Origin of the sequence: Streptomyces massasporeus, assembly GCF_014648995.1 — a bacterium.
Taxonomy (GTDB): domain Bacteria; phylum Actinomycetota; class Actinomycetes; order Streptomycetales; family Streptomycetaceae; genus Streptomyces; species Streptomyces massasporeus.
Map to the genome: position 1 here is coordinate 213,506 of NZ_BMSE01000006.1, position 23,584 is coordinate 237,089.

Annotated in this window: 21 protein-coding genes; 10 read left to right on the forward strand and 11 right to left on the reverse strand. The window is 68.4% G+C overall.

The window, feature by feature from the left end; genetic code table 11:
• Positions 1 to 4: 4 nt before the first annotated feature.
• A complete protein-coding gene (locus tag IE153_RS16735; RefSeq protein ID WP_189590482.1) occupies positions 5 to 1,609 on the reverse strand; it encodes a globin domain-containing protein in 1,605 nt (534 codons plus the stop codon).
• 593 nt (positions 1,610 to 2,202) lie between these two features.
• Here IE153_RS16735 and IE153_RS16740 point away from each other — a divergent pair.
• Positions 2,203 to 3,066: a GNAT family N-acetyltransferase gene (locus IE153_RS16740; protein WP_189590483.1), complete on the forward strand. Its 864-nt coding sequence runs from the start codon at positions 2,203 to 2,205 to the stop codon at positions 3,064 to 3,066.
• An 85-nt stretch (positions 3,067 to 3,151) separates the two neighbouring features.
• Here the strand turns inward: IE153_RS16740 and IE153_RS16745 are convergent, their stop codons facing one another.
• Together IE153_RS16745 and IE153_RS16750 are read right to left on the reverse strand one after the other, a co-directional pair.
• Positions 3,152 to 3,574, reverse strand: a complete 423-nt coding sequence (locus IE153_RS16745; protein WP_189590484.1) for a GlcG/HbpS family heme-binding protein — start codon at positions 3,572 to 3,574, stop codon at positions 3,152 to 3,154.
• A 67-nt stretch (positions 3,575 to 3,641) separates the two neighbouring features.
• The gene (locus IE153_RS16750) at positions 3,642 to 4,850 is read right to left on the reverse strand and encodes an MFS transporter (protein ID WP_189590485.1); all 1,209 of its coding nucleotides are present in this window, start codon (positions 4,848 to 4,850) and stop codon (positions 3,642 to 3,644) included.
• A gap of 142 nt (positions 4,851 to 4,992) precedes the next feature.
• Between IE153_RS16750 and IE153_RS16755 the strand changes: the two genes are divergently transcribed.
• Positions 4,993 to 5,457 (forward strand): MarR family winged helix-turn-helix transcriptional regulator, encoded by a 465-nt coding sequence (locus IE153_RS16755; RefSeq protein WP_030849956.1) that lies wholly within the window; start codon positions 4,993 to 4,995, stop codon positions 5,455 to 5,457.
• Positions 5,458 to 5,515: 58 nt separating this feature from the next.
• Positions 5,516 to 5,968, forward strand: coding sequence for a GNAT family N-acetyltransferase (locus IE153_RS16760; protein WP_189590486.1), 453 nt, complete (start codon positions 5,516 to 5,518; stop codon positions 5,966 to 5,968).
• A gap of 57 nt (positions 5,969 to 6,025) precedes the next feature.
• Here IE153_RS16760 and IE153_RS16765 read toward each other — a convergent pair whose 3' ends face one another.
• A complete protein-coding gene (locus IE153_RS16765; protein ID WP_189590487.1) occupies positions 6,026 to 7,411 on the reverse strand; it encodes a serine hydrolase domain-containing protein in 1,386 nt (461 codons plus the stop codon).
• Between the two features lie 73 nt (positions 7,412 to 7,484).
• The gene (dnaB, locus tag IE153_RS16770) at positions 7,485 to 8,966 is read right to left on the reverse strand and encodes a replicative DNA helicase (protein ID WP_189590488.1); all 1,482 of its coding nucleotides are present in this window, start codon (positions 8,964 to 8,966) and stop codon (positions 7,485 to 7,487) included.
• 460 nt (positions 8,967 to 9,426) lie between these two features.
• Between dnaB and IE153_RS16775 the strand changes: the two genes are divergently transcribed.
• The gene (locus tag IE153_RS16775) at positions 9,427 to 10,764 is read left to right on the forward strand and encodes an MATE family efflux transporter (RefSeq protein ID WP_189590489.1); all 1,338 of its coding nucleotides are present in this window, start codon (positions 9,427 to 9,429) and stop codon (positions 10,762 to 10,764) included.
• 172 nt (positions 10,765 to 10,936) lie between these two features.
• Here IE153_RS16775 and rplI read toward each other — a convergent pair whose 3' ends face one another.
• The 4 genes from rplI to rpsF all read right to left on the reverse strand — a co-directional run bounded on the left by rplI (position 10,937) and on the right by rpsF (position 12,645).
• Positions 10,937 to 11,383, reverse strand: coding sequence for a 50S ribosomal protein L9 (gene rplI, locus IE153_RS16780; protein ID WP_030847101.1), 447 nt, complete (start codon positions 11,381 to 11,383; stop codon positions 10,937 to 10,939).
• Between the two features lie 18 nt (positions 11,384 to 11,401).
• Positions 11,402 to 11,638, reverse strand: coding sequence for a 30S ribosomal protein S18 (rpsR, locus tag IE153_RS16785; RefSeq protein ID WP_003949403.1), 237 nt, complete (start codon positions 11,636 to 11,638; stop codon positions 11,402 to 11,404).
• Positions 11,639 to 11,683: 45 nt separating this feature from the next.
• Positions 11,684 to 12,283: a single-stranded DNA-binding protein gene (locus tag IE153_RS16790; protein WP_189590490.1), complete on the reverse strand. Its 600-nt coding sequence runs from the start codon at positions 12,281 to 12,283 to the stop codon at positions 11,684 to 11,686.
• A 71-nt stretch (positions 12,284 to 12,354) separates the two neighbouring features.
• Positions 12,355 to 12,645 carry a 30S ribosomal protein S6 gene (gene rpsF, locus IE153_RS16795; RefSeq protein WP_030847098.1) on the reverse strand — a complete coding sequence of 97 codons (291 nt, stop codon included), beginning with the start codon at positions 12,643 to 12,645 and terminating at the stop codon, positions 12,355 to 12,357.
• 263 nt (positions 12,646 to 12,908) lie between these two features.
• Here rpsF and IE153_RS16800 point away from each other — a divergent pair, with 263 nt between their 5' ends.
• The 3 genes from IE153_RS16800 to IE153_RS16810 all read left to right on the forward strand — a co-directional run bounded on the left by IE153_RS16800 (position 12,909) and on the right by IE153_RS16810 (position 15,616).
• Positions 12,909 to 13,214: a hypothetical protein gene (locus IE153_RS16800; protein ID WP_189590491.1), complete on the forward strand. Its 306-nt coding sequence runs from the start codon at positions 12,909 to 12,911 to the stop codon at positions 13,212 to 13,214.
• A gap of 167 nt (positions 13,215 to 13,381) precedes the next feature.
• Positions 13,382 to 14,503 carry a peptidoglycan bridge formation glycyltransferase FemX gene (gene femX, locus IE153_RS16805; RefSeq protein ID WP_142161973.1) on the forward strand — a complete coding sequence of 374 codons (1,122 nt, stop codon included), beginning with the start codon at positions 13,382 to 13,384 and terminating at the stop codon, positions 14,501 to 14,503.
• An 81-nt stretch (positions 14,504 to 14,584) separates the two neighbouring features.
• The gene (locus IE153_RS16810) at positions 14,585 to 15,616 is read left to right on the forward strand and encodes an alanine racemase (RefSeq protein WP_030847092.1); all 1,032 of its coding nucleotides are present in this window, start codon (positions 14,585 to 14,587) and stop codon (positions 15,614 to 15,616) included.
• A 102-nt stretch (positions 15,617 to 15,718) separates the two neighbouring features.
• On the opposite strand, the gene IE153_RS16815 is transcribed toward IE153_RS16810, so the two are convergent.
• The gene (locus tag IE153_RS16815; RefSeq protein ID WP_189590596.1) at positions 15,719 to 17,233 is read right to left on the reverse strand and encodes a glycosyltransferase family 87 protein; all 1,515 of its coding nucleotides are present in this window, start codon (positions 17,231 to 17,233) and stop codon (positions 15,719 to 15,721) included.
• Positions 17,234 to 17,358: 125 nt separating this feature from the next.
• Positions 17,359 to 20,019, reverse strand: coding sequence for a transglycosylase domain-containing protein (locus IE153_RS16820; RefSeq protein WP_229829019.1), 2,661 nt, complete (start codon positions 20,017 to 20,019; stop codon positions 17,359 to 17,361).
• A 402-nt stretch (positions 20,020 to 20,421) separates the two neighbouring features.
• Between IE153_RS16820 and IE153_RS16825 the strand changes: the two genes are divergently transcribed.
• The 3 genes from IE153_RS16825 (at position 20,422) to IE153_RS16835 (ending at position 23,584) form a co-directional block, all read left to right on the forward strand.
• Positions 20,422 to 21,105 (forward strand): PadR family transcriptional regulator, encoded by a 684-nt coding sequence (locus IE153_RS16825; RefSeq protein ID WP_097217877.1) that lies wholly within the window; start codon positions 20,422 to 20,424, stop codon positions 21,103 to 21,105.
• 44 nt (positions 21,106 to 21,149) lie between these two features.
• Positions 21,150 to 22,232 (forward strand): inositol-3-phosphate synthase, encoded by a 1,083-nt coding sequence (locus tag IE153_RS16830; protein ID WP_189590493.1) that lies wholly within the window; start codon positions 21,150 to 21,152, stop codon positions 22,230 to 22,232.
• A gap of 89 nt (positions 22,233 to 22,321) precedes the next feature.
• Positions 22,322 to 23,584 carry an MFS transporter gene (locus IE153_RS16835; protein ID WP_189590494.1) on the forward strand — a complete coding sequence of 421 codons (1,263 nt, stop codon included), beginning with the start codon at positions 22,322 to 22,324 and terminating at the stop codon, positions 23,582 to 23,584.

A 23,584-nucleotide genomic window follows, 5' to 3' on the forward strand; every position in this document is an offset into this window, starting at 1 on the left:
CGGGTCAGCTTCCGGCAGCGACCAGTTCCTCTACGGAGTCGTGCCGTATGCGGTCCGACGGGATGCCGCTGTCCCGCAGGGCGTTCACACCGCTGCGGATCATCCCGGGCGGGCCCGAGAGGTAGGCGTCGAACTCGTTCCACGGCCCGTAGGCGCGTACGGCGTCCGGCAACTGCTGGTTCGCCTGCTGGTCGATGATCGCTCTGACCGAGAGCCACGGATGGGTCTGCTGGAGGCGGAGCATGGTGTCGATGTCGTACAGGTCGTGGTCGGTGCGGGCCCCGTAGAAGACCTCGACGGACCTGCGTTCGCCGTGCTCGGCGACGTCCTCCACCAAGGCCTTGATGGGCGCTATGCCCGTGCCACCGCCCACGCAGAGCAGGCCGCTGTCGGTGGTGTGGTCCACAGTCATGGAACCCGCGGGCGGACCGAGCCGGATGATGTCGCCGGGGCGGGCGCGGTGCACCAGGGCGTTGGAGACCCAGCCCGCCGGGACGGCCTTCACGTGGAACGACAGCAGACCGTCGGAGCGGGGCGCCGAGGCGAAGGAGTAGTGCCGCCAGATCCGGGGCCACCAGGGCGTCTCCAGGCTGGTGTACTGCCCGGCGAGGAAGGGGTACGGCTGGTCGGGTCGGACGGTGACGACCGCGACGTCCGGAGTTCTCATGTCGTGCGTGACGATCTCGGCGTACCACCAGGCCGGGGCGCGCAGTGCGTCCGCGGCCGCCGCGTCGATCATGACCTGGGAGATCGTGGTGTAGGCGCGGACCCAGGCCGCCTCCATCTCAGGGTTCCAGACCCCGGCGGCGTACTTGCTCAGTGCGCCGATCAGGCACTCGCCGACGGCCGGATAGTGCTCGGCCCGGGTGCCGTACTTCCGGTGGCCCCGGCCGAGGTTCTGCAGGTAGTCGACGAGGACGTCCTTGTTGTCGATGTGTTCGGCGGCCGTGAGCAGCGCCCTGAGCAGCCGGTCCCGCTGGGTGTCCATCGCGGCCGGGAACAGCGACCGCAGATCGGGGTGGCGGACGAAGAGCAGGGCGTAGAAGTACGACGTCACCTTGTCGGAGACCGGGGCGACCTCGGCCATGGCGCGGCGAATGAGGACAGCGTCCGGGGACCCCGCTTCGGCCGGCGTGGGGGTGGCCTCTTCTGCGGGCGGCACCGGGTCGGGCCGCTGGGCGGGAACATGCTCCTCGGCGGCAGTCGTGGGCGGCGGAGCCACGGTGGAGGCGAAGGGCGTCGGGGTGAGCGCTGTCGGTACGGGGCCCGGCGACGTGTCGGTGGCAAGGCTCGATGCCGCGGGGGTCGGGGCGTGCTGTGCGGCGGGAGGGGCGGACCGGGGTATCGACTCCGGAGCTTCACGCCCTTGGTCCGGCGCACCGGTGCTCGCGCCGGCGGGGGCCGTGGGGGTGTCGTCCGCCGGTGCTTCCGGGGCGGCCCCGGGCCTGCCCACCGGGCGTATCGCGGCCGGTCGACGCCCTTCTGCCGGCCTGTCTGCGGTTCCGGCGTCGCTGTCCGGCGCCGTCGTCGGGTTCTTGCGGGGTGTGAACCAGCCGCCCCCGCCGCCAGAAGTGCCGTTGTCGGCCGACGTGGTGGTCGGAGCGTCCATGGTGTGCCTCGCCTCGAGCATCTTTCGGTCGGTCTGCGCACTTCCCCAGTCGGAAGGTGCCTGCTTTCCCCCGTGGACGGTCTGCGTTCCCATCCTTGTCGCGGCCAATGCGGCCACATTCAACCCGTATTACGGCTCCGTACGGACAAGTAAGGCGAGAGTGTGACATTGGCCGCAGTAACTCTCATCGAGCTTCCCACTCGTCAGGACGTTTCCGTCGCATACCCGGAAACGCGGGTCTTCGATCTCTCCGTCCCGTTAGGCTGCTTTGCCCTGCGCTCGGCCCACACGGGGCGGGGCGTCCCATCCCGGATGCGAACCGGAGTCGACCCTACCGGCCACCGCCTCGCACACAAGTCCCCCCTCTCCTCGTCACGAATACGGGCACGCGGCGAATCTTCAAGTCCGTCAAATATTGGACAAGAAGACCCCGTTCAACGCCTCGATCGGACATCCGGTGTTCTCACGTGTTTCACGTGAAACACGCAGCGGTGGTCCGCGACGTGTGCGGGCGGTGACAACTGGCCAAAAGCTCGCATGACTCCTCTGAAAGAGGTGGACGCCAGGGGCCCGGGTCAGACAGCCTGACCTGCGTGTCGACTCCTTCCCTTGTCTCATTGCCCATCCGCCGTTTGACGCTCCGCGATCAAGCCGCCTGCGCCGACTTGTCCGAGGACCGGGGGTGGCCACGGGAGGAGCACAAGTGGGGCTTCCTCCTCACGGCCGGGACGGGCTACGGCATCGATGACCCCGACGGCGGTCTCGTGAGCGCCTGCGTCGTCACCGAGTACGGGCCCCAGAACCCCTCCCTCGCCGCGATCGGCATGGTCCTGGTCGCCGGACGGCACGCACGGCAGGGTGTGGGACGTCGCCTGATGCGTCACGTCGTCTCCGCCAGGGGCACCACGCCCCTCACCCTGCACGCGACGCCGAACGGCCGCCCCCTCTACGAGGAACTGGGGTTCAAGGTCACCGGACGGGCCGAGATGGTCACCGGGCGTTTCACTCCCGGTGGACCGGAGCCGAGGGTCGCCACCCGGGCCGCCACTGCCGAGGACCTCACCGCGATCCTCCGCCTCGACGAGCAGGTGTTCGGGGCCGACCGCACGCACATCGTCACCCGACTCCCCGCTTTCGCCGATCAGTTGCGGGTGGCCGAGGAGGGCGGGCGGATCATCGGGTACGCGGCCGCCTGGCCCAACATGGACACCCACGTCGTCGGCCCGCTCATCGCACGCGACACGCCGGTGGCCCAAGCGCTGATCGCCTCCCTCGCCGCCCACACCGACCGCCCCCTGCGCACCGACATCGACGTGCGCCACGAGGAGCTCCTCGCGTGGGTGAAGGACCGCGGCCTGGAGTCCGTCGCCTTCAACTCGGTGATGTCGTACGGAATCACCGAGCTGCCCGGAGACTGGACCCGGCGGTTCGCGCCGGTCACGGTCGCGGCGGGCTGACGCGTCTCGATACGGCGACGCCGGCTCCCCGGGATCGGGGAGCCGGCGTCGCCGCACTGAGGGGCCTCGCGCTGAAAGAGCCCGGTCAGGCGAGGGCCTCCACGGCGGCCGTGGCAAAGCCGTGGTCCTGCTCCGGGGCACCGCCGCCGACGCCGATCGCGCCGATCAGGCGGCCATCGCGTTGCACCGGCACACCGCCCGCGATGAACAGCAGGGGGCGGTCGAGCGCGGTCGGCAGCGTGTGGAAGAGACCACCGGGCTGTACCGCGTCGACCAGGTCGGCAGTGGGCGCGTTCAGCTGGTGGGCCGTGTAGGCCTTGCGGGTGCTGGTCTCGCCGGAGATCAGTACGGCGCGGTCGTCCCGCCGGAAGGCGAGCAGATGGCCGCCCGCGTCCAGGACGGTGACGCTGACGGTGACGCCTGCGGCCTCCGCGGCACGGTGGGCAGCGGTGACGAGGGCGTCAGCGTCCTGGGTGGACAGCGGGGCGACAGCGGTGGTGGTGCTCATGAGGGGGTTCTCCTGGAGGACTTGCTGGTAGGGCCGGATCGTGGGGTGCGTCGGGCGATCCGGTTGCTCAGTGGTGGGCAGCGGCCCGCCGCTCGGCCGGCGCGGACCCCGTGACGACGGTGCTGGAGCCAGCGGCACGACGCTCCAGGGCGGCCGAGAGCAGCGCCAGGACCAGTGCCCCGGCTGCCAGGGCGGCACCGACCCAGTTGGGGGCGGTGTAGCCGAGGCCGGCCGCGATCACGAGGCCGCCGAGCCATGCGGACAGCGCGTTGCCGAGGTTGAAGGCGCCGATGTTCACGGCGGAGGCCAGCGTCGGGGCACCGTGCGCCTGGTCGAGGACCCGCTTCTGGAGCGGCGGGACGGTGGCGAAGCCCAGGGCGCCGATCAGCACGACGGTGATCGCCGACAGCAGCTTGTCGTGGGCGGTGAGGGTGAACAGCGCCAGGACGACGGCCAGGGCGCCCAGGGAGACGTACAGCATGGGCATCAGGGCACGGTCGGCGAACTTGCCGCCGACGAGGTTGCCGCCGACCATGCCGAGGCCGAAGAGGACCAGCAGCCAGGTGACGGAGCCGTCCGCGAAGCCTGCGACGTGGGTCATCATCGGCGCGATGTAGGTGATGGCCGCGAAGACTCCGCCGAAGCCGAGGACGGTCATGGCCATCGCGAGCAGGACCTGCACGTTCTTGAACGCGGCCAGCTCGTGCCGCAGGTGCACGCCCTCGGGCTTGGGCATGTCGGGGACGAGCCGGGCGATGCCGGCCAGACCGATGACACCGAGGGCGGCGACGAGGCCGAAGGTCACCCGCCAGCCGACGGACTGCCCGACCAGCGTGCCCAGCGGAACGCCCACCACGTTGGCGACGGTCAGACCGGTGAACATCATCGCGATGGCTCCGGCCCTCTTGTCCGGGGCGACGAGGTCGGCCGCGACGACCGAGCCGATGCCGAAGAAGGCGCCGTGGGCCAGCGAGGCGACAATCCGCCCGATCAGCATGACGGAGAAGGCCGGGGCGAATGCCGAGAGCAGGTTGCCGACGATGAACAGGCCCATCAGCAGCATCAGCATCCGCTTGCGGGAGATCTTGGTGCCGAGCACGGTCATCAGCGGGGCGCCGAACATGACGCCGAGCGCGTAGCCGGTCACCAGGTATCCGGCCGTGGGGATGGAGACCCCGTAGTCGCCGGCGACCTCGGGCAGCAAGCCCATGATCACGAATTCCGTCGTTCCGATCCCGAAGGCCCCGATCGCGAGGGCCAGAAGCGCGAGAGGCATGGAGGGGTTACCTTCCCAGACGATTGCAGGAGCGCTTTGCGTGCGTCCACAATAGTTGCACACGCGGGCTATAGGCAACCGCCGTCAATTGCGGTCGTGCTCTATCCTGGGTGGCAGCCGCTCCGGGACGGAGGAAACGCCAATGACAGCGACGGACCCCGCGCTCACCGCTCTCGCCCAGAGCTGGTGCGCCCTCTCCCTGCTCCACGGGAGGATCGAGGCCCACATCGAGCGCGCCCTGCAGGCCGGGCACGACCTCAGCGCGCGGGAGTACTCCCTGCTGGATGTGCTGAGCAGGCAGCACGACGGAGACGGCGGGCATCTGCAGATGAAGCAGGTCGCCGACGCGGTCGTCCTCAGTCAGAGCGCCACCACACGCCTGGTCACCCGGCTGGAAGACCGCGGTCTCCTGGAGCGCTACCTGTGCCCCACCGACCGCCGGGGCATCTACACGAACGTCACCGCGGCAGGTCTTGAGCTGCTGGAAGCGGCCCGGCCGACCAATGACGCCGCCCTGCGCGAGGCCCTCGACGAAGCGGCGAAGAACCCCGAGCTGGCCCCTCTGGTCCGGGTCGTGGAGACACTGAAGGCTCCGGTGCCCGCCTAGAACACGCCCCTGCGTGATCACCTCTCCGCACGCGACTGTCTCTGCGTAGGGTGCGGCCATGGGAGATCTTGAAATACGTGCCGCCGTCGCTGACGACGTGCCGGCGATCGTCGGAATGCTCGCGGACGACCCACTGGGCGCACAGCGCGAGTCACCGGACGACCTCGCCCCGTACCTGTCCGCGCTGGAGCGGCTCAGCGCCGACCCGAACCAGCGCCTGGTGGTGGCGGTCAGGGAGGGCAGGGTCGTCGGCACGCTCCAGCTCACGATCGTTCCCGGACTCTCCCGACGCGGCGCGACCAGGTCGATCGTCGAAGGGGTGCGCATCCACGCGGACGAGCGCGGCAGCGGCCTGGGAACCGAGCTCATCGAGTGGGCGATCGAAGAATCCCGGGGCCAGGGGTGCCAGTTGGTCCAGCTGACCTCCGACAAGACCCGCGCCGACGCTCACCGCTTCTACGAGCGGCTCGGGTTCACGGCCTCCCACACAGGCTTCAAACTCCAGTTGTGACTGGTGTGCGTGGGCGCCCTGTTTCACGTGAAACAGGGCGCCCACGCATCTCACCACCTAACTGATGCCGCGCCATCCCTCGGGATCGACACCACCCGGCACAGGAGCCCCCTCGTCGTACGGCTGACGCGTGAATACGAACGAGCCGAGGTCCAGATGACTCACGGACCCGTCCGGCCGCCGTACGGCCTTCAGGAGCTCGCCGGCGTAGTAGCCCTCCAGTCCCGTCCATGCGCCGTCACCGTTCGGGCGGAACCGCGAGCGACGGCCGGCGCCGGTCAGCGGCCCGAGCGAGACCAGCCCGTCGGCCGTCAGCCGCAGCGCGAAGGCGTGCGTCCCCCAGTACCACTGCCCCGTCAGCTCCAGCAACGACGGGTCGACCTCACGCAGCGGCTTCCACGGTGCCGGGATACGCGGCTCCGCCTCGGCGACGATACGGACCAGGTCGGCGGCCACGGAGAACAGCAGCGGTCCCGACGTGGAGTTGGCCAGGGCGATCGCCGCAACGTCGTCCTCGACGCTGATCATGAGGCACGCGAGGAAACCGGGCAGCGAACCGGTGTGTCCGACGAGGGACCGTCCGTTCCGTCGCCGGATCTCCATGCCCAGGCAGTAGGCGTAGCCGCTCGCCACGTCCGCCGCCTCGTGAGGCGCGGCCGGTGTCCTCATTTCCCGCAGCGACTCGGCACTCAGCACCCGCTCGTCGCCGTTGACCAGGAAGACCGCGAACCGCGCCAAGTCACCCGTCGTCGACCAGAGTTGACCTGCCGGAGCCATGCGACCCAGATCCTCGGTGGGTTCGGGAAGCATCACATCGGCCCAGGGATGAACGGCCCAGCCGCCCGCATGGGGTGCCTGCGGTCGTGTGCTCGTGCGATGCAGCCCCAGGGGTTCGAGTACTTCACGCCGAAGCACGTCCTCCCAGGGAGCCCCGCGGAGCTTCTCGATGAGCGCGCCGAGCAGGGCATAGCCCGGGTTCGAGTAGTGGAACCGGCGGCCCGGCGAGGTCAGCAGAGGCCGCTCGCCCAGCACGTCGGCGAGCTCGGGCCGCAGGGATCCGGGACTGCGCTCCCACCAGGGCCCCGGCGTCTCGGCCGCCAGCCCGCCTGTGTGCGCGAGGAGCTCGGCGACGGTCGCCTCCCCCACACCGGTGCCCGGCAGATGCTTCTCGAGTGGGTCCCCGAGATCCAGTGCGCCCTCGTCGCGCAGCCGCAGCACGAGAACAGCCGTGAAGGTCTTGGTGATCGAACCGATCCTGTACTGCACGTTCTCGTCCGGCGCGTGCCCGTCCACCGAGGTCCGTGCGCCGGTCCACACCGTCGTCCCGTCCCGCACGACGGCCGCGACGAGCGATGGGGCCCGCCCTTCGGCCTGTGCGACGGCGATACGGTGCAGCAGAGCGCGACGCGTGCCGGGAAGCAGTTCTCCCTGAGATGTCGTCATGGGCCCAGTCCACCTGGCCCGACATCCCCTCGTCGAGCACATTCGGGGGCAGGGCCGGTGAGGTCGGGGCGGATCAGGTCTGCGCCATGTCCACGAACCGCGAGTAGTGGCCCTGGAAGGCGACGGTGATCGTCGCCGTCGGGCCGTTTCGGTGCTTGCCCACGATGATGTCCGCCTCGCCCGCGCGGGGCGACTCCTTCTCGTACGCGTCCTCGCGGTGCAGAAGGATCACCATGTCGGCGTCCTGCTCGATGGAGCCCGACTCACGCAGGTCGGACACCATCGGCTTCTTGTCCGTGCGCTGCTCGGGACCACGGTTGAGCTGGGAGAGCGCGATCACCGGAACCTCCAGCTCCTTGGCCAGGAGCTTGAGGTTCCGGGACATGTCCGAGACCTCCTGCTGACGGCTCTCGGAGCGCTTGGAGCCCCCGGCCTGCATCAACTGGAGATAGTCGATGATCACGAGCCGGATGTCGTTGCGCTGCTTCAGCCGACGGCACTTCGCACGGATCTCCATCATCGACAGGTTCGGAGAGTCGTCGATGTAGAGGGGTGCGGACGAGACCTCGGGCATCCGGCGCGCCAGACGTGTCCAGTCGTCGTCCGTCATGGTGCCGGACCGCATGTGGTGAAGGGCGACGCGGGCCTCTGCGGACAGCAAACGCATCGCGATCTCGTTGCGCCCCATCTCCAGGGAGAAGATGACGCTGGGTAGGTTGTGCTTGATCGACGCGGCCCGGGCGAAGTCCAGGGCCAGCGTCGACTTGCCCATGGCGGGACGGGCCGCGATGACGATCATCTGCCCGGGGTGCAGACCGTTGGTGAGCGAGTCGAAGTCGGTGAACCCGGTGGGCACGCCGGTCATCTCGCCGCTGCGCGAGCCGATGGCCTCGATCTCGTCGAGCGCGCCCTCCATGATGTCGCCGAGCGGCAGGTAGTCCTCGCTCGTGCGCTGCTCGGTGACCGCGTAGACCTCTGCCTGGGCACGGTTGACGATCTCGTCGACGTCGTCGTCGGCCGCGTATCCCATCTGCGTGATGCGGGTTCCGGCCTCGACCAGGCGGCGCAGGACGGCCCGCTCGTGGACGATCTCCGCGTAGTACGCCGCGTTGGCCGCCGTGGGCACCGTCTGGACGAGGGTGTGCAGGTACGAGGCCCCGCCGACCTTGTTGATCTCGCCGCGCTTGGTGAGCTCGGCCGCGATCGTGATGGGGTCGGCCGGCTCGCCCTTGGCGTAGACGTCGAGAACGGCCTGGTAGATCGTCTCGTGGGCCGGTTTGTAGAAGTCGTGGCCCTTGAGGATCTCGACGACGTCGGCGATGGCGTCCTTGGACAGGAGCATGCCGCCGAGGACGGACTGCTCGGCGTCGATGTCCTGCGGGGGAACCCGCTCGAACGACGGGGCCGATCCGCCGTCCCACGCCCCGTTGTCCCTGCCGCGCTCGTGCTGTTCGTCGCGGCCCCGGGCTCCGTCACCCCGCCGACGGGAAGCGGGTAGACGATCGCTGGGCCCGCTGTCGGCCCACGGGTCGTCCAAGGGCTCGGAAATGCTCACCGAGCCACCTCCTCCCGTCCGCCGAAGCAGACCTAGCCGTGCCCCTCTGTTCTACGGCACGGCACTGACAAATAAGAGGCCCAACTCCGGTTGGCACGCGCCGGTTTTGTAGCGTTTCGAGAACCGGCGGACGGAGCGGGCGCCGGACTACCGTAGGCCCCTCGGCACCGTCAGCCAATCTGGTTATCCACAGGCCATGTGGACGACGGCCCAGATGCTGTGGAGAACTCCGCGAAACCTGTGCACGACCCGGTGGACAGGCCTGTGAACAAGCGACGCCCTTCCCGAGAGGAACCATCCTGACCTGCGACTTCGCCGTCCACGGGCTGTGCAGAAGAAAAACTTCCCCAACCGGACCAAGATCGCCTCGAACAGTGCACAGCAGTGCGCACCCCAGGACGGAACGTAAGGGTCGTAAAAGCTTTGCATCTCTTACCTGTGGACGATTAGATTGGTGCACATGACACAGGCCCCCGTGCGCCGCCGAGCCGGCCGGAGACAGCACGACCGCGAGATCGTCGCACTGGCCCTTCCGGCCTTCGGCGCCCTCGTCGCCGAGCCCCTCTTCCTCATGACCGACACCGCCATCGTCGGCCATCTGGGCACGGCCCAACTCGCCGGCCTCGGCATCGCCTCGGCCCTGCTGATGACCGCCGTGAGCGTCTTCGTCTTCCTCGCCTACGCCACAACAGCGGCGGTTGCCCGTCGTGTCGGAGCGGGCGACCTGCAAGCCGCCATCCGACAAGGCATGGACGGTATTTGGCTGGCTCTGCTCCTCGGCGCCGCCGTCGCCGCCGTCGCACTGCCGACGGCACCCCACCTCGTGGACCTCTTCGGCGCCTCGGACGCGGCAACCCCCTACGCGATCACGTATCTGCGTATCTCCGTGCTCGGCATACCGGCCATGCTCGTCGTCCTCGCGGCGACCGGCGTCCTGCGCGGCCTGCAAGACACAAAGACCCCGCTCTACGTCGCCATCGCCGGCTTCGTCGCCAACGGCGCCCTCAACGCCGGGCTTGTCTACGGCGCCGGTCTGGGGATCACCGGTTCCGCGTGGGGCACCGTCATCGCCCAGTGCGGCATGGCCGCGGTCTACCTCGCGGTCGTTCTGCGAGGAGCGCGAAAGCACGGCGCCTCGCTGCGCCCGGATGCCGCCGGGATCAGGGCGTCTGCACAAGCCGGTGTGCCTCTGCTGGTGCGCACCCTCTCCCTGCGGGCGATCCTGATGATCGCCACGGCGGTCGCCGCCCGCCTCGGGGACGCCGACATCGCCGCCCACCAGATCATCCTCTCCCTGTGGAACCTGCTGGCCTTCGCCCTCGACGCCATCGCCATCGCGGGGCAGGCCATCATCGGTCGGTACCTCGGAGCCGGTGACTCCCAGGGCGCCCGGGACGCGTGCCGGCGCATGGTGGAGTGGGGCATCGCCGTCGGGGTCGTCCTCGGCGTACTGGTGGTCATCACCCGACCAGCATTCCTGCCGCTGTTCACCAGTGACCCGTGGGTCAAGGATGTGGCGCTGCCCGCCCTGATCATCGTCGCCCTCTCCCAGCCGATCTCCGGCATCGTCTTCGTGCTGGACGGAGTCCTGATGGGCGCCGGTGACGGTCCGTACCTCGCCTGGGCCATGCTGCTCACGCTGGCGGTGTTCACGCCGGTGGCCTTGCTGGTCCCCGTACTGGGCGGTGGGCTCACTGCCCTCTGGGCGACGATGACGCTGATGATGACCGTGCGGATGCTGACGCTGTGGATCCGTGCACGTTCGGGGCGCTGGATCGTCACAGGCGCGACCCGCTGACCGTTTCACGTGAAACGCTGCCTGTTTCACGTGAAACACGGCGCGCTCCACGAACGCGGCGTTTCACGTGAAACAAGGACGCCCCTCGGTATGCAGGCGCCCAACGGACACGAAAGGGGCCGCACCCTCCAGGGTGCGGCCCCTTCGCTTACTGCTGCAGCAGACGCGGCACTCAGGCCGCGACGACCTCGATGTTGACCTTGGCGGCAACCTCGGGGTGCAGACGCACGGACGTCTCGTGAGCGCCCAGCGTCTTGATCGGCGAGCCGAGCTCGATGCGGCGCTTGTCGACCTCGGGGCCACCGGAGGCCTTGATCGCGGAAGCGACGTCGGCCGGCGTGACGGAACCGAAGAGACGACCGGCGTCGCCGGAGCGAACGGCCAGACGGACCTTGACACCCTCGAGCTGGGCCTTCACAGCGTTGGCCTGCTCGATGGTCTGGATCTCGTGGATCTTGCGAGCCCGACGGATCTGCTCGACGTCCTTCTCGCCACCCTTGGTCCAGCGGATAGCGAACTTCCGCGGGATCAGGTAGTTGCGAGCGTAACCGTCCTTGACGTCGACGACATCGCCCGCGGCACCGAGGCCGGAGACCTCGTGGGTGAGGATGATCTTCATGAGTCGGTCACCCTTCCCTTATCGCGCGGTGGAGGTGTAGGGCAGCAGCGCCATCTCACGGCTGTTCTTCACAGCCGTGGCGACGTCACGCTGGTGCTGCGTGCAGTTGCCGGTCACGCGGCGGGCACGGATCTTGCCGCGGTCGGAAATGAACTTCCGCAGCATGTTCGTGTCCTTGTAGTCCACGTACGTGACCTTGTCCTTGCAGAATGCGCAGACCTTCTTCTTCGGCTTGCGCACAGGCGGCTTAGCCATGGTGTTTCTCCTGTGTGATCAAGAAGTGTGAGTGCGAACCCGCCCCTAGAAGGGGGGCTCGTCCGAGTAGCCGCCGCCACCGCCGCCGCCGCCGGAGTTTCCACCCCAGCCGCCGCTACCGCCCTGGTTGCCACCGGCGGGAGCGCCTGTCGCCCACGGGTCGTCGGCGGGAGCGCCGCCGCCCTGCTGGCCGCCACCGGGGCCGCCGCCCCAGCCGCCGCCACCCTGGCCGCCACCGCCACCGCCGCCGTAACCACCCTGGCCGCCCTGGCCACCGCGGCCGGTGGTCTTGGTGACCTTGGCCGTGGCGTTGCGCAGGCTGGCGCCGACTTCCTCGACGTCCAGCTCGTAGACCGTGCGCTTGACACCCTCACGGTCCTCGTAGGACCGCTGCTTCAGCCGGCCCTGCACGATGACGCGCATGCCTCGCTGGAGCGACTCGGCGACGTTCTCCGCCGCCTGACGCCAGACCGAGCAGGTCAGGAACAGGCTCTCGCCGTCCTTCCACTCGTTCGTCTGGCGGTCGAAGGTGCGGGGGGTGGACGCGACACGGAACTTCGCGACCGCCGCACCGGAGGGGGTGAAGCGCAGCTCGGGGTCGTCGACAAGATTGCCGACGACCGTGATGACGGTCTCGCCTGCCATGGGGGAACCTCTCGGCGGGTTTGCTCTGGCTGCTTGCTACTCGAATCCCGGGATCAGCTGAGCTGGGAAGCTCAGTGGGTCTCGGGGCGGAGGACCTTGGTCCGGAGGACCGACTCGTTCAGGTTCATCTGGCGGTCGAGCTCCTTGACGACCGCAGGCTCGGCCTGCAGGTCGATGACCGAGTAGATGCCCTCGGGCTTCTTCTTGATCTCGTACGCGAGACGACGACGGCCCCAGGTGTCGACCTTCTCGACCTTTCCGCCGCCGTCACGGACGACAGAGAGGAAGTTCTCGATCAGCGGAGAGACAGCGCGCTCCTCGACCTCGGGGTCGAGGATGACCATCACCTCGTAGTGACGCATGTGGAACCCACCTCCTTTGGACTCAGCGGCCACGGTCGTTCCGTGGCAGGAGGGTTGTGATGCGTAGCAACGGTATCGGCCACCACTGACAGTCGGGGTTTCTGGCGAGAAGCCCCTGCCATGACGTGGACAGACACCGGTGCGGACGGTACAGAGTACCCGCACAGCGGCTTGCGGTTGAAATCCGGCCGCCAGGGCAGCCAATCTGTACACATCGGGTGTGTATGGCGCTACGATGCGCCGACTTTCGCAGGAGGTGCCCTATGGCACAGGCATTGCGACCCAACACCGCCGGCGGCCTCTTCGCCTCGGACGGCAAGCCCCATCCCCTCCAGGACGCGCTGCTCGCGGTGACCCTGGTGCTGGGCCTCACCTCGTTCCTCTCGGCGATCATCGACGAGGACCTGCATCTGCTCAGCTCCTGGGCCGGTCTCGTGGGCATCCTCACGGGCGCGTACGGCCAGTGGATCTCGGTGACGACCCGGGAGCGCTTCGGCCTGATCCTCGGCTTGGGCGCATCGGGCGTCGGGTTCTTCCTGGGCATGGCGCACGGCGGTCTCATCGGCTGACGCCAGGGCACCCCTCATCTGAACACCGGGTCACGCCCCGGCCGACCTCGGGCCGGGGCGAAGGTCAGGTACGCCCAACCGGCGCGCTTCCCAGGCGCAGTAGGCTTCGCGCGAGAGCCGGAGCCCCTGTACCCATGGGGACACACCAGCCCGAGGAGCGCCCCGAAATGAGCCTGACCCTGAGGACCATCAGTCGCGAGCAGCATCTGGCCTACATCCAGAGCCTGCCCTCGGCGAGCCACATGCAGGTCCCGGCCTGGGCTGACGTCAAGGCGGAGTGGCGCTCCGAGAACCTCGGCTGGTTCGACGACCGCACGGGCGAGATGGTCGGTGCCGGTCTGGTCCTCTACCGGCAACTTCCCAAGATCAAGCGCTACCTCGCCTACCTGCCCGAGGGCCCGGTCATCAACTGGTTCGCGCCGAATCTGCAGGACTGGATCGAGCCGATGCTGGCGCACCTGAAGCAGCAGGGCGCCTTCTCCGTGAAGATGGGCCCGCCGGTGATCATCCGGCGCTGGGAGGCCCCCTCCATCAAGGCGGGCATCCAGAACCCCGACGTCAAGCGCCTGCGCGACATCGAGGCCGACCACATCGAGCCGCGCGCCTTCGAGGTCGCCGACAAGCTGCGCCGCATGGGCTGGCAGCAGGGCGAGGACGGCGGCGCCGGCTTCGGCGACGTCCAGCCCCGCTACGTGTACCAGGTGCCGCTGGCGAACCGCTCCCTGGAAGAGGTCCACAAGAACTTCAACCAGCTGTGGCGCCGCAACATCAAGAAGGCCGAGAAGGCCGGTGTCGAGGTCGTCCAGGGCGGCTACCAGGACCTCGAGGAATGGCAGCGGCTCTACGAGATCACGGCCGTGCGCGACCACTTCCGGCCGCGCCCGCTGTCGTACTTCCAGCGCATGTGGACGGCCCTCAACACCGAGGACCCCAATCGCATGCGGCTGTACTTCGCCCGGCACAACGGCGTGAACCTGTCGGCCGCGACCATGCTGATCGTCGGCGGGCACGTCTGGTACTCCTACGGCGCCTCCGACAACATCGGCCGTGAGGTCCGCCCCTCGAACGCGATGCAGTGGCGGATGCTGCGCGACGCCTACGCGCTCGGCGCCACCGTCTACGACCTGCGCGGCATCTCCGACTCGCTGGACGAGACCGACCACCTCTTCGGTCTGATCCAGTTCAAGGTGGGTACCGGCGGCCAGGCGGCCGAGTACCTCGGCGAGTGGGACTTCCCGCTGAACAAGCTGCTGCACAAGGCGCTCGACATCTACATGTCGCGCCGCTGATGTCCCGTTCAGTGCTTCTATACCTCTGACACACGGCAACCGCCGATTCACGGCACCGCGAGAAAGGTTCCAGGTCCGGCCATGGCGCTCACGCTCTACGTCGACACCGCGCGCTGGCGTGCGCACCACAAGCACGTGCAGGAGCAGTTCCCGGGCCTCGTACCGGTCTGCAAGGGCAACGGCTACGGCTTCGGGCACGAGCGGCTGGCGGAGGAGGCCACACGGCTGGGCTCGGACGTCCTCGCCGTCGGAACCACGTACGAGGCCGCCCGGATCAAGGACTGGTTCGGCGGGGACCTGCTGGTGCTGACGCCCTACCGGCGGGGCGAGGAGCCGGTGCCGCTGCCGGACCGGGTCATCCGCTCGGTGTCGTCGATAGACGGTGTGTACGGCCTGGTCGGTGCCCGTGTGGTGATCGAGGTGATGTCCTCGATGAAGCGCCATGGCATCAGCGAGCAGGACCTGGCGCAGCTGCACGCCGCCATCGAGAACGTCCGCCTGGAGGGCTTCGCCATCCACCTGCCGCTGGACCGCACCGACGGCTCGGACGCCGTCGAGGAGGTCATCGGCTGGATGGACCGGCTGCGTGCCGCCCGGCTGCCCCTGCACACCATGTTCGTCAGCCACCTCAAGGCCGAGGAACTCGCCCGACTCCAGCAGCAGTTCCCGCAGACCCGCTTCCGTGCCCGTATCGGCACGCGCCTGTGGCTGGGGGACCACGACGCCACCGAGTACCGCGGCGCGGTCCTGGACGTCACGCGTGTCGCCAAGGGCGACCGTTTCGGCTACCGGCAGCAGAAGGCGGCCTCCGACGGCTTCCTGGTGGTCGTGGCGGGCGGTACGTCGCACGGAGTGGGTCTGGAGGCCCCCAAGGCACTGCACGGCGTCATGCCGCGCGCCAAGGGCGTCGCCCGCGCCGGCCTCGCGACGGTGAACCGGAACCTTTCTCCGTTCGTCTGGGGCGGCAAGCAGCGCTGGTTCGCGGAGCCGCCGCACATGCAGGTCTCGATCCTGTTCGTGCCGGCGGACGCGCCCGAGCCGAAGGTCGGCGATGAGCTGGTGGCCCATCTGCGGCACACCACCACGCAGTTCGACCGGATCATGGACCGCTGACCGTCGCGCGACGCGCACCCTCGCAGCGCAGCAAGAAGGCCGTACACGGTGTCCCGTGTACGGCCTTCGGCGTTCCCGGCTACGACCTCGCGCGCCGTTCGCTCAGAGCGAACCACCCGTGGGGCCCGGCTTGCCCCACTCGACCGGCGGCCCGTCGAACTGGGCATCGGCCACGTGCTTCCGGGGGCGGGCCGCCGGACCGAGAACGAAGACGTCCTCGGCGCCGTCGAGCACTCCGCCCGAGGGGTCGTCGTCGCCGGAACGCCGCACCGGATCCCGGTCCGGCATGAAGATGTCGCGCACGACCATCACGCACAGGTACAGCGTCCCGAGCAGATGCAGGCCGATGGCCCAGTGGTAGCCGTCGGTGGGCAGCCCCTTGTGGGCGTCTCCACTGGTCGTGTACGCGAGGTACAGCCAGATCCCCAGGAAGTACGCCACCTCGCAGGCCTGCCAGATCAGGAAGTCCCGCCACTTCGGCCGGGCGAGAGCGGCCAGCGGCACCAGCCACAGGACGTACTGCGGCGAGTAGACCTTGTTGGTGAGGATGAACGCCGCGACGATCAGAAAGGCGAGCTGGGCGAAGCGTGGGCGGCGCGGGGCGATCAGTGCGAGCGCCGCGACGGCCGCACAGCACACCAGCATCAGCAGCGTGGCCAGTGTGTTCACGGTGTCGGTGCTGAGCGGATCGTCCGAGTTCTGGGCCATGATCAGCCAGAAGGAGCCGAAGTCGACGCCCCGCTCCTGGCTGAACGTGTAGAACTTCGACCAGCCCTCGAAGGCGAAGAGCATCACCGGCCCGTTCACGACGACCCAGGCGACGATGGCGCCGCCCAGAGCCGTACCGAACTCCCGCCACCTGCCCGCGCGCCAGCACAGCACCATCAGCGGCCCGAGGAGCAGGAAGGGGTAGAGCTTGGCGGCCGTGGCCAGCCCCAGCAGGACGCCGAACGCGAGGGAACGGCCACGTGACCACATCAGCATCGCCGCCGCCGTCAGAGCCACGGCGAGCAGGTCCCAGTTGATGGTCGCCGTCAGCGCTGCGGCAGGCGCCAGGGCGACCAGCAGGCCGTCCCAGGGACGCCGGGCGTGGGTGCGGGTCACGCAGACGACGATGACCGCCGCACACACCATGAGCATTCCGGCGTTGACCATCCAGTACCACTGCTCCTGGTACTGGATGGTGCCGCTGCCGGGCGTGAGCCAGGAGGCGACTTCCATGAAGACACCGGTGAGCACCGGGTACTCCAGATACTGCATGTCGCCGGGAAGCCGGTCGAAGTACGGCACGAGCCCATCAGCGAAGCCCCGCCCCTGGTAGAGGTGGGGGATGTCGGAGTAGCACGCGTGCGTGTACTGGGAGCTGGCGCCGAAGAACCAGTCGCCGTCATAGCAGGGCGCCTTCTGGACCAGGCCGAGGGCGAACATGCCGATCGCCACCAGCGCGATCACCCGCACGGGAGTCCACCAGGACGACCCGAGCAGGGCACGCCGCCCGAGCGGACCGCCGATCAGCTCGCTGCCGGCTGCGGCGACCTCGTCCTCCTTGGTCGGCCGCACCGGCTCCCGCTCATGGACGCTCGCTTGCGTCGATTCTGCACTGGCCATGCCGCACATCCTGCCGTACGAGTCTGGCAATACGCCGAGGGCCGCCGCACCCGAAGGGGGACGGCGGCCCTTGTTTCACGTGAAACACCTTCGCGTTTCACGTGAAACACCCAAGCCGGGCGATCTGACTGCGGCTATCCCTCGGGGCCTCCGAAGATGCCTCCGTTGCCGTTGCCGTTGCCTCTGGTGTTGCCGCCGTTCTCGGTTGTGTCGGTCGGTGCGGGCGGGGAGGACACGCCTCCGTCGGTCCCGCCGTTCTCCGTGCCACCGTTCTCCGTGCCACCGTCGTTCTCGCATCCGAAGAACCCACAGGTGTTGCTCGGCGTGGGCGACGGACTCGAGCTCTCCGTGGGCGTGGGGCTCGGCGACTCGGTCACGGTCTCGCTGGGCTCCACGCTGGGCGTCGGCTTCGGCGACGGAGCACCCAGCTCGTCCTGGATCACGCCGATCTTCTCGGCGTCCGGGAAGCCGATGTCGGTCACGCCCTTCAGTGCCGCCTTCATGTACTCGGTCCACACCTGCGTGGGAGTGTCACCACCGTGGATGGACTCCTCCCCCGCCGTGCCGTTCATGGAGAGCAGCTTGGCGCTCTTGGGATCCTCGCGGAACATCGCGACCGAGGTCGACAGCTGCTGGGTGTAGCCGACGAACCAGGCGGACTTGTTCTCGTCCGTGGTACCGGTCTTGCCGGCCGCCGTACGACCCAGGGCCAGCGCGTTCTTACCCGTACCGTTCTGGATGACGTTCTCCAGAGTGTCGGTGACGTTGTTGGCCACCTTCTCGGGCATGGCCTGCGTGATCCTCGGCTTCTCGAAGCCCTCGACCCCCCGGCCGTTGAACTTGACGCTGGTCACCGAGTACGGGGCGGCCTGCTTACCCGATGCGGCGAACGTCGCGTAGGCGTCGGCCATACGGATCGCGCTGGGGGTCGACGTACCGAGCGCGAACGACGGGTTGAGCGTGGCGAAGCTCGCGTCCAGGATGCCGGACTTCTCGGCCACATCCCGCACGTTCCTCATCCCCACGTCCATGCCGAGCTGCACGAACGGCGTGTTGACCGACTGCTCCATCGCCTTGCGCAGGGAGATGTACCCCCACGGGTGGTCACTCTCGTTCTCCTGGAAGAACGGGGTGTTGTCCTTCTTCAGGACATAGGTGCCGTCGTTGTTCCTGACCTTGAGATGGTCGTTGCCGTTGTACTTACTCAGGGGCGAGACCCCGGCTCCCTCGCTCCGATAAGTGCCGTGCTCCATCGCGGCGGCGAGCACGAACGGCTTCCACGTCGAACCGACGGGGACACCCGAGGTGTCAGCGTTGTTGTTGAAGTGGCCGTTCTCGTACCCCGCGCCGCCGTAGAGCGCGACGATGGCGCCGTCCTTGGGCTTCACCGAGGCCGCGCCGAACTGGACGTGCTTGTCCAGCTCACGGTTCTTCGGGTCGAGCTTCTCCTTCTCGACCTTCTTGACGGCCTTCGCCAGCGCCTCGACGTTGGCCTTCTTGAAGGTCGTCTTGATCTGGTAGCCGCCCAGGTCGAACTGCTTCTCGGAGATGTTGGAGTGGTTCAGGACGTACTTCTTGGCCGTGTCCACCAGGTAGCCGATCTGGCCGGTCATGCCCTTGGACGCCTTGCGGTCCTGAGGCATGGGGTACTTCTTGATCGCGTCCTGGTACTGCTTGTCCGTGATCCTCTTGTCGTTGTGCATCTGCTCGAGGATCCAGCCCCAACGGGCCTTGGAACGCTTGGTGTTGGCCTCGCTGGTCGCCGTCTTGTCGATGCCGTCATTACCCGCGGGGTCGTAGTACGTCGGCCCCTTCAGAAGAGCGGCAAGGAAGGCACACTCGCTCGGCTGGAGGTCCTTTGCTTCCTTGCCGTAATAGGCCTGGGCGGCGGCCTGGATGCCGTACGCGCCGCGGCCGTAGTACGAGGTGTTCAGGTAGCCCTGGAGGATCACCGGCTTGGAGACCTTCGTGCCCACCTTGATGGAGATGAACATCTCCTTGAACTTACGGCTGAGCGACTGTTCCTGGCTCAGGTAGGTGTTCTTGACGAACTGCTGAGTGATCGTCGAACCGCCCTGCGTGTTACCGCCGCGGGCCATGTTCGCCAGGGCCCGGGCGATGCCCATGGGGTCGACGCCCTTGTCCTGGTAGAAGCTCTTGTTCTCGGCGGAGATCACCGCCCACTGCATGGCCTTGGGGATCCGGTCGATCGTGACGTTCTGCCGGTTCTGCCCGCTGCCCGCCGCGACCATCTGGCTGCCGTCGGCCCAGTAGTAGACGTTGTTCTGCGACAGCGCGGCCGCGTTCTCCTCGTTGGGAACGCCCACCATGGCGTAGCCGATGCCCGCCACGGCCACCAGGCTGCCGAAGAAGCCGATGCACAGGCCGGAGACGAGCTTCCACGACGGCATCCAGCGCTGCCAGCCGTACTTGCCGGCCCGCGGATAGTCGATCAGCCGGTTCTTGTCGGGAACAGCGGCGGCGCGGCCTCTGCCCCGGCCGGGCCCGTTCGGCCCGCCGGGGGCGGCACGCCGGCCACCTCGAGTCGGTTCGGCCGCTCTGCGGCGGCTGCCCCCCGTACTTCTCTGCGCAGCACGGCGGGCCTCGGCACGGCCGCCGTACTGACGCTCCTCACCCCCTGAGTCGAAAGCGTCCGACCCATAGGAGTCGGACGGAGACCCGGTGGCGCCTCGCGGTGCCGCACGGCGGCCGGGGGACGAGCCGGACTGGCCGCGTCGGGCCGCGGCACGTCCGCCTCCCTGCGGCTGCGGCGGTTTGCGACGGTGCTCGCTCATCGAACGACTACTCCTCGGGCAGGCGCACCCCTGCGCGCCTGGAAACGGCGGCTAGTTTCCGGTCCCCCCGAAGTACGGATGCGGTCGGCTCCGCATTCATCGGTCCCGCATGCACCCGTACTGCACCGAAGACGACGACGCTCTCAGGCGTCACTCGGTTCCCGGTGATGTGCATGGCGCACAGACTACGCACCACCAAAACCTGCCGAGCCCCGAAGTTCACCTCAAATCAGGCAACTCGTGTCCGATGAATCGGTGATGTGATCCCGGTCACCGGGCCCCCTCTTGTCGCATCCGGAAGGCCGTTCTATCGTCGTGATGTATCGAGTCGATACATCAGCTCGACACATCGGTCCGACACATCGGACCGATACATGCGCACCGCGGCGAGAGGAGGCGACGATGAGCCGGCGTTCCGGGATCCTCGAGTTCGCCGTACTCGGCCTGCTCCGCGAGTCTCCGATGCACGGCTATGAGCTGCGTAAACGGCTCAACACGTCGCTGGGCGTCTTCCGTGCGTTCAGCTACGGGACGCTCTACCCCTGCCTCAAGACGCTGGTCGCCAACGGCTGGTTGATCGAGGAACCCGGGAGTACCCCCGAGGAAGCCCTCGCCGCCCCCCTCGCGGGGCGCCGCGCCAAGATCGTCTACCGGTTGACGGCGGAGGGTAAGGAGCACTTCGAGCAGCTGCTCTCGCAGACGGGGCCCGACGCGTACGAGGACGAAACCTTCGCGGCCCGTTTCGCCTTCTTCGGACAGACCTCACGCGATGTCCGCATGCGCGTGTTGGAAGGTCGCCGCAGCCGGCTGGAGGAGCGGCTGGAGAAGATGAGCGCGTCCCTGGCCCGGACCCGGGAGCGCCTCGACGACTACACGCTCGAGCTCCAGCGCCACGGAATGGAGTCCGTGGAGCGTGAGGTGCGCTGGCTGAACGAGCTCATCGAGAGCGAGCGGGCGGGGCGGGACCTCAAGGGTCCGGCCTCAGGAGAGCCCGCATCGCGTGACACCACATCTGGAGCGTCGGGCGTCCTGCCCCGGCCGGGGGACGACCCCCGGCCGGATACGCCCGACGACACCGCCACGTGAGAGCCCACTCAGGGCCTCACTCGTACACACAGGGAGCAACCGCCATGGGTTCGGTTCGCGTAGCCATCGTCGGTGTGGGCAACTGCGCCGCATCGCTGGTGCAGGGAGTCGAGTACTACAAGGACGCCGACCCGGCGTCCAGGGTGCCGGGCCTGATGCACGTCCAGTTCGGCGACTACCACGTCAGCGACGTCGAGTTCGTCGCCGCGTTCGACGTGGACGCCAAGAAGGTCGGTCTCGACCTGGCGGACGCCATCGGCGCCTCCGAGAACAACACCATCAAGATCTGCGACGTCCCCAGCACGGGTGTCACGGTGCAGCGCGGCCACACCCTCGACGGTCTCGGCAAGTACTACCGCGAGACCATCGAGGAGTCCGCCGAGGAGCCGGCCGACATCGTCCAGGTCCTCAAGGACCGGCAGGTCGACGTCCTCGTCTGCTACCTGCCCGTCGGCTCCGAGGACGCGGCGAAGTACTACGCGCAGTGCGCCATCGACGCCAAGGTCGCCTTCGTCAACGCCCTTCCGGTCTTCATCGCCGGCACCAAGGAGTGGGCGGACAAGTTCACCGCGGCGGGCGTCCCGATCGTCGGTGACGACATCAAGTCCCAGGTGGGCGCCACCATCACGCACCGTGTGATGGCGAAGCTGTTCGAGGACCGGGGCGTCGTCCTGGACCGCACGATGCAGCTGAACGTCGGCGGCAACATGGACTTCAAGAACATGCTCGAGCGCGACCGCCTCGAGTCGAAGAAGATCTCCAAGACGCAGGCCGTCACCTCCCAGATCCGCGACCGCGAGCTGGGCGAGGGCAACGTTCACATCGGCCCGTCCGACTACGTCGCCTGGCTGGACGACCGCAAGTGGGCCTACGTCCGCCTCGAGGGCCGTGCCTTCGGTGACGTCCCGCTGAACCTGGAGTACAAGCTCGAGGTCTGGGACTCCCCGAACTCCGCCGGCGTCATCATCGACGCCCTGCGCGCCGCGAAGATCGCCAAGGACCGCGGCATCGGTGGTCCGATCCTCTCCGCGTCGAGCTACTTCATGAAGTCCCCGCCCGTGCAGTACTTCGACGACGAGGCCCGCGAGAACGTCGAGAAGTTCATCAAGGGTGAGGTCGAGCGCTGAGGCGCCGCAACCAGTCGCTCCTGCCAGGGCTGTGAGGGTCCCCGGGTCGTACGACCCGGGGACCCTCCCCGTATGTGAGGCTGGGCCCCATGGCCGTCGTCCGTGACCTGCGCGTCCTGTTGCGCTTCCAGGGCTTCCGGCGCCTGCTCGCCGTACGTCTGCTGTCCCAGGGTGCCGACGGCGTCTACCAGGTCGCGCTCGCCGCGTACGTGGTCTTCTCGCCGGAGAAGGAGACCTCGGCGGCCGGTGTCGCCTCCGCGATGGCCGTGCTGCTGCTCCCGTACTCCCTCGTCGGCCCCTTCGCCGGCGTTCTGCTGGACCGCTGGAGGCGCCGTCAGGTCCTGCTGTTCGGCAGCCTGTTGCGTGCTCTGCTGGCCCTTGTGACGGCCCTGCTGATCCTCAGTCCGGCACCCGACTGGCTCTTCTACGTCTCGGCCCTGTGTGTCACCGCCGTCAACCGCTTCGTCCTGTCCGGCCTTTCCGCCGCCCTTCCGCGTGTGGTCGACGCCGACCGTTTGGTCATCGCCAACTCCCTCTCCCCGACGGCCGGGACGCTGGCCGCGACCGCGGGCGGCGGACTCGCCTTCGTCGTGCGCCTGGCGGTGGCGGACTCGGACGCCGCGGTGGTGCTCGTGGGAGCCGGGCTGTATCTGTGCGCCGCGCTCGCATCGCTGAGCATGGCGCGGGAACTCCTCGGCCCTGACCGGCCCTTGCCACGCGAGGAGATCGGAACGGCTCTCACGGGCACCGCCCGCGACCTGGCGGCGGGCGTGCGTCACCTGGCCGCGCCGCAGCGCCGGGAGGCCGCCTGGGCGCTCGCGGCGATGTCGCTGATGCGGTTCTGCTACGGCGCCCTGCTGGTCATGCTGCTGATGCTGTGCCGGTACGCGCTCACCTCGACCGCGGACGACGGACTCGCCCTGCTGGGACTGGCGTTGGGCTTCTCCGGCGCCGGGTTCTTCGCGGCTGCCGTGGTGACCCCTTGGAGCGCGGGGCGGCTCGGACCGGGCCGCTGGATCGTCGTGTGCGCGGGAGCCGCGGCGCTGCTGGAGCCCGCGCTCGGACTGCCGTTCGCCACCGCTCCGCTGCTGGCCGCGGCCTTCGTCCTGGGGCTCACCACCCAGGGCGCGAAGATCGCCACGGACACCATCGTCCAGTCTTCCGTCGAGGACGGGTTCCGTGGCCGGATCTTCTCGGTTTACGACGTCCTCTTCAACGTTTCCTTCGTCGGCGCGGCCGCCGTGGCCGCCGTGATGCTGCCGCCGGACGGCCGGTCCGTCCCGCTGGTGATCACGATCGCCGTTATCTACGCGGCAGTAGCTGTAGCTATGGCCCGTTTTGGCCGCCAGTAA